A 4,027-nucleotide genomic window follows, 5' to 3' on the forward strand; every position below is an offset into this window, starting at 1 on the left:
AAAAGCTGGAGGGCTTCAGAGCCAAGGCGTCAAGGGTGAAGCTGTAATCGGCTACCGCGATCCCTTGACAACACGGGATCTGAAGTCCTCCAGCTTTCCTGGAAGGTAAACACAATGAGAAAAACTGAGCCATTCTTGGAAATCACCGTTGGTTACATCCAGAAAATGGTAGAAAACTGGCTATATTCAGTATAATACCTTTTAGTTAGCTATCTTTTTCCATACTGTTTATACAGCATTGGGGTTCAGTGAACCGGTACGCTGCTCAATCGAAGAAATGAAACCGATGAATAATCCATTGAGATTAAAAGCATTTTTAAAAGCAGTAAAGAATAAGTTCGATGTCTACAACAGCTTGTTTTTGAATCTGCCTTTCCAGAAGGTCAGCAACACTGGAATGCTAATTCCTCTGCTGCAGCATTTATGCAAGCAGGGTCTTGACTCCCGACGTGAACCGCTTGAGATACTGGATTCTTTTTTCAGCAACCACACCGATATAAAAACGGAAGAAGAGAAAATTGATTTCATGTTTCACGTCATCCGGTATGTTGAACGGCAGGTCGTGCTTTACGACAGCGTGGAGGATGCCGCATTCGAGCAACTGGTTAAGCTCGGCAATCATTTATCGCTGAAAGATTGCATCACGTTGCTGGACAGCAGTAAAAAAAGCCACAAAATAGCGGACAACCTGTCCTGTTTCAGTGCACGCATCGTGTTGACGGCCCATCCAACGCAGTTTTATTCTCCTGCGGTGCTGGATATCCTTGGTAAGTTGAAATCAATGATTGCGCGAAACGATATCGATCAAATCGATCTGACCCTTCAGCAACTGGGCTTAACATCACTGATCAATGCCCAAAAACCGACGCCCCTCGACGAAGCCAAAAATATAATCCACCTGCTTCGACATGTTTATTACGAGGCCGTCGGTGAGCTATACGCAACTATCAAGCGGCACGTCCCGGATACTTTTTTCAATTGTCCCCATATCATTCAGCTTGGATTCTGGCCTGGCGGGGACCGTGACGGGAATCCTTTCGTCACCTCAGAGACGACCAGTGACGTCGCTGACGAGCTGCGCATGAATCTGATGAAGTGCTATTACCAGGATGTGAAGCGATTGGCGCAAAAACTAACCTTCAGGGGCATCGAAGCGATCCTCGACAACCTGCGGACCAGGCTCTACAAGACGATGTTCGACCCGACAATAACGATGCGATACGATGAGATTGTCAATCCACTCGTTGCTATTAGAGCGTCCCTGATAGAGAACTACAACAGTCTGTATCTCGACGAGCTGGAGACCCTGATCGACAAAGTCAACATATTCAAAACGCATTTCGCCGCTCTGGACATCAGGCAAAACCATGGCGTCCACAAACAGACCGTCGAAGCCATTCTTAAACAGGAGAACCTGATTGCGCATAGCCTGGATGAGTTGGGAACAGCCGAAGCAATTGCCATGCTGGTGAACGCGGACATTTCCGTTCATCCCGGTCAGTTTGACGACGCGCTGGTCAAAGATACGGTCCGAACGATCGTCCAGGTCAAGCACATCCAGCGCAAAAACGGGGAATCAGGGTGTAACCGGTATATCATCAGTCACGCCGAGGACATTTTTTCGGTTTTGTTTGTGTTCTGCCTTTTCCGTTGGTGTGGCTGGGGAAAAAATGACCTGCCTGTCGACATCATACCGCTGTTCGAGTCGATGGAAGGCATGAAAAACGCCGGATCCATTATGCAGGCACTCTTTGATGTGCCGGAATACCGCGCCCACATCGTCCAGCGCCGTAACAGACAGACCTTCATGCTGGGCTTTTCTGACGGAACCAAAGACGGCGGATATCTGCAGGCCAACTGGTCGATCTACAAAACCAAAGAGACCTTGTCGGCGGTTTGCGACCGCCACGGAATCAAGGCCATATTCTTTGACGGCCGGGGCGGCCCGCCCGCGCGAGGGGGAGGCAAAACCCATCGTTTTTATGCCTCACTTGGCAAAAACATTGCCAATCATGCCATTGAACTCACCATTCAGGGCCAGACGATTACCAGCATGTATGGGTCGAAAGCGCACTTTATACACAATTGCGAGCAGCTGCTAACCGCAGGGTTGTCCTCGAGCCTGTTGGAACAGGAGAACGCGATTCCCGACGATTCAAGACAACTTATCGACAAATTGGCGCATTTAAGCTTTGAGAAGTACACGGCCCTTAAAAACCACGACCTGTTTATTGCCTACCTGGAAAACAAAAGCACACTCAACTATTATGGCAGAACCAATATCGGCAGCCGGCCCTACAAAAGAGGCGACAAGGAAAAACTGGATTTCAATGACCTCCGGGCGATCCCGTTCGTGGGTTCATGGAGCCAATTGAAGCAAAATGTTCCCGGTTACTACGGTATCGGCACGGCAATCCAATCCTTGGTCGATGACGGCAAGACAGATCAGCTAAAACGACTGTTCAACGACGTACCATTTTTTAAGGCCCTGATTCTCAACAGCATGATGGCGCTATCCAAATGCTATTTTGAACTGACCGGCTATATCGCCGGGGACCCCGTCTACTCCGATTTCTGGAACATGCTGGCTGAGGAATATCGACTGTCAAAAGAGATGGTCCTGCTCATTTCCGGCTACCGGGAGTTGATGGAAGAGGAACCGGTGTCGAGAAAATCGATCGAGATCCGGGAAGGCATCGTTTTGCCGCTATTGGTCATCCAGCAGTATGCGTTGCAGAAAATCGAGAAGCATGCCACGCGTCAACCGCTTTACGAAAAAATAGTCGAGCGGTCCCTGTACGGCAATATCAACGCCAGCAGAAATTCCGCCTAGTTTGCATTTTTTTTCCAGCCACCACCGTCCTTCGAATTGGGCCGCACCGGGTTAACATGCCGGTTTTCAGATGGTACGATTCTAAACCGTCGGCGTGACGAAAACGATCCCAATGACGGTTCCTATATCGCATACAGGTAATCCAGGGCGCCGTATATCATTTCGGTGACCTGCTGGTTGCCCTCCAGGGAACCGGCCAGACCATACAGGGCCGTCGTTTCGGCCTGAGTGCCCGCTTTGGAGCGGGCGTAGACGACGGCTTCCTTCAGGTCGGCCACCATGCGGTCCGCCAGTCCGGGAACAGCCGTCTGGGGCATGGTTACGCAAAAGTGCAGGGCCGGCGGAAGCTGCAGGCAGTTGTAGCGCCAGCCTCTGGTCTTCATGAAATCGTTGACGTGGTAGATGTCCACGTCGTCGGAGCGGAAGCTGATGACGAAGGTGGGATCACCGATCAGGGTCAGTTCAGGGATCATGTCGACGCCGGCCTTGAGGGCGTCAGCGACGTCCATGATCCGACGGGCGGCCTGCAGGTATCCTTCTTCTCCCAGGTAAATCATGGACGCCCATGTTGCGGCCGTCAAGCCGCCCGAGCGACTGCCGGCCGCCGTGGGCGAGGCGTAGAGTCCGCCGGACCAGTCAGGGACGTTGAAATACTGGTAGCGACGCAGGTTGCTGTTGCTGTAAAGCACCACAGAGGTGCCCTTCAGGCCGTATCCGTATTTGTGGGTGTCGGCGGACATGGAGGTGAGACCCGGCAGGCGGAAATCGAAGAGCGGCAGGTCGTAGCCGAGTTTTTCAATCCAGGGAAGGATGAATCCGCCCAGGCATCCGTCCACGTGAAAGCCGATCTGGTGTCGCAGGGCAATCTCGGACAACTCTTCCAGGGGATCGATGAGGCCGTAGGGGTAGTTGCCGGCGCTGCCGACGACGGCGGCCGTATGGGGGGTGATTTTTTCCTCCACCATCTTGGGATCCACTCGGAAATCAGGCTCCGAAACCGGCACATGCACCATACGGATGCCGAAATACTCCCCCGCCTTGTCGAAGGCCGGGTGGGCGGTGTGAGGCATGATGACCTCCGGCGCGGCAATGCCTTTTTCGGCGCGGGCCCAATCCCGGTATACTTTCATGGCCATGAGAATGCTTTCGGTGCCGCCGGATGTCATGGTGCCGCAGACCGCGTTCTCCGGGTTG

2 protein-coding genes are annotated in these 4,027 nt (G+C 52.4%); one reads left to right on the top strand and one right to left on the bottom strand.

Going from position 1 to position 4,027, the window contains the following annotated elements; translation table 11 throughout:
• The first annotated feature begins 397 nt into the window (after positions 1-397).
• A complete protein-coding gene (locus QNK41_RS20040; RefSeq protein ID WP_319260704.1) occupies positions 398-2,833 on the top strand; it encodes a phosphoenolpyruvate carboxylase in 2,436 nt (811 codons plus the stop codon).
• Between the two features lie 122 nt (positions 2,834-2,955).
• On the opposite strand, the gene QNK41_RS20045 is transcribed toward QNK41_RS20040, so the two are convergent.
• On the bottom strand, positions 2,956-4,027 hold a 1,072-nt coding region (locus QNK41_RS20045), incomplete at its 5' end, for an aminotransferase class V-fold PLP-dependent enzyme (RefSeq protein WP_319260707.1).

The organism is Desulfosarcina sp. (assembly GCF_033791525.1).
Lineage (GTDB): Bacteria > Desulfobacterota > Desulfobacteria > Desulfobacterales > Desulfosarcinaceae > Desulfosarcina.